This is a genomic window from Polaromonas vacuolata (assembly GCF_012584515.1).
GTDB classification, from domain to species: domain Bacteria; phylum Pseudomonadota; class Gammaproteobacteria; order Burkholderiales; family Burkholderiaceae_C; genus Polaromonas; species Polaromonas vacuolata.
The window spans coordinates 475,001-477,500 of sequence record NZ_CP051461.1; the positions used below are offsets into that span (position 1 = coordinate 475,001).

Here is a 2,500-nt window from a genome sequence, read left to right on the forward strand (position 1 = left end):
CGAATGCTGACATGAGTAGCGTTAAAGGGGGTGAAAAGCCCCCTCGCCGTAAGCGCAAGGTTTTCTACGCAACGTTCATCGGCGTAGAGTGAGTCGGCCCCTAAGGCGAGGCAGAGATGCGTAGCTGATGGGAAACAGGTCAATATTCCTGTACCGATGTGTAGTGCGATGTGGGGACGGAGAAGGTTAGCTCAGCCAACTGTTGGATATGTTGGTTCAAGCCTGTAGTCGTGCCTGGTAGGAAAATCCGCCGGGCTTAGATGAGGGGTGATAACGAGTGTGCTTGCACACGAAGTGAGTGATACCCTGCTTCCAGGAAAAGCCACTAAGCTTCAGCTACACACGACCGTACCGCAAACCGACACTGGTGCGCGAGATGAGTATTCTAAGGCGCTTGAGAGAACTCAGGAGAAGGAACTCGGCAAATTGACACCGTAACTTCGGAAGAAGGTGTGCCTTTGGTAGGTGAACCATTTACTTGGGGAGCCGAGAAAGGCTGCAAAAAATCGGTGGCTGCAACTGTTTATTAAAAACACAGCACTCTGCTAAGACGAAAGTCGACGTATAGGGTGTGACGCCTGCCCGGTGCTGGAAGATTAAATGATGGGGTGCAAGCTCTTGATTGAAGTCCCAGTAAACGGCGGCCGTAACTATAACGGTCCTAAGGTAGCGAAATTCCTTGTCGGGTAAGTTCCGACCTGCACGAATGGCGTAATGATGGCCACACTGTCTCCTCCTGAGACTCAGCGAAGTTGAAATGTTTGTGATGATGCAATCTCCCCGCGGAAAGACGGAAAGACCCCATGAACCTTTACTGTAGCTTTGTATTGGATTTTGAACAGACCTGTGTAGGATAGGTGGGAGGCTTTGAAGCCGGGACGCTAGTTTCGGTGGAGCCAACGTTGAAATACCACCCTGGTGTGTTTGAGGTTCTAACCTAGGTCCATTATCTGGATCGGGGACAGTGCATGGTAGGCAGTTTGACTGGGGCGGTCTCCTCCCAAAGTGTAACGGAGGAGTTCGAAGGTACGCTAGTTACGGTCGGACATCGTGACGATAGTGCAATGGCATAAGCGTGCTTAACTGCGAGACTGACAAGTCGAGCAGATGCGAAAGCAGGACATAGTGATCCGGTGGTTCTGTATGGAAGGGCCATCGCTCAACGGATAAAAGGTACTCTGGGGATAACAGGCTGATACCGCCCAAGAGTTCATATCGACGGCGGTGTTTGGCACCTCGATGTCGGCTCATCTCATCCTGGGGCTGTAGCCGGTCCCAAGGGTATGGCTGTTCGCCATTTAAAGAGGTACGTGAGCTGGGTTTAAAACGTCGTGAGACAGTTTGGTCCCTATCTTCCGTGGGCGCTGCAGATTTGAGGAAGCCTGCTCCTAGTACGAGAGGACCGGAGTGGACGAACCTCTGGTGTACCGGTTGTCACGCCAGTGGCATTGCCGGGTAGCTAAGTTCGGAAGAGATAACCGCTGAAAGCATCTAAGCGGGAAACTCGTTTCAAGATGAGATCTGCCGGGGCCTTGAGCCCCCTAAAGAGTCGTTCAAGACCAGGACGTTGATAGGCAGGGTGTGGAAGCGCAGTAATGCGTTAAGCTAACCTGTACTAATTGCTCGTGAGGCTTGACCCTATAACTTTGAAAGTCTCGAATTGATTGTGGAGACACAGGCAGTTTGTGAATCAAGGTGTTATGCCAAGTTGACGCATTCAAGAAAACAAAAAGACACGCTGTGCAGCAGGCATGGTGTGCATTTACTACGACAAAAGCTAATTTGCTCTATAGATTCGATGGGCTGAGGGTGCGCTGCTGGTTAAACCCTGGTGCGCACGGACTCAGTCGATCAAAAAGTTATGCCTGATGACCATAGCAAGTTGGTACCACTCCTTCCCATCCCGAACAGGAAAGTGAAACGACTTAGCGCCGATGATAGTGCGGATTCCCGTGTGAAAGTAGGACATCGTCAGGCTCTTATGCCTAGACTGGCCCAGTTGATCTTGTGATCGACTGGGCTTTTCTTCTCATGGGGTGTCGAGAAAGAAGAAGTAAATTGAGAGATCTGAAAAAGATCTGAAAGAAATTAAAAGAGCTTTTCTTTTTGTACTGTTTAGCAGTGCAAACGAAAAAGTTTAGTTTTATAAGCCAAGTGCGTAAAAGCCGGCATATAATATGAGACTGCGCTGATTACAGCGAACGACAAGAAGTCGAGCAAAGCTAGGTGAAGACATTAAAAATGTTGACGCAGAGTCAAGCGAAGCAAACAAGTCTGATCATTAAAAATTTACAGCCGATAAGTATGGGCGTTTGAAGGCGATTGCCAGACAAAGTCAGTGTTAAAGCTGGCCGAGTCACAAGTCTTTTGACTTTAAACGCTCATGAAGATAGAAGAGAAAATTAAACGTCAATTTTGTTTTTATGAGTTTTCTTCTCACAGTCTGACTGGAAACGGTTGGGGTGTGAGGGGTTGAAAATTATTGCAGTGATTAAACTAA

General features: G+C 48.7%; 3 rRNA genes (2 of these 3 cut by a window edge). All 3 read left to right on the plus strand.

Annotation, left to right across the window (positions count from 1 at the left end):
* Positions 1–1,640: ribosomal RNA gene (locus tag HC248_RS02330) — 23S ribosomal RNA — on the plus strand; it begins 1,240 nt to the left of the window's first position.
* A gap of 224 nt (positions 1,641–1,864) precedes the next feature.
* Positions 1,865–1,977, plus strand: a 5S ribosomal RNA gene (rrf, locus tag HC248_RS02335).
* 516 nt (positions 1,978–2,493) lie between these two features.
* A 16S ribosomal RNA gene (locus HC248_RS02340) occupies positions 2,494–2,500 on the plus strand; it runs 1,524 nt beyond the window's last position.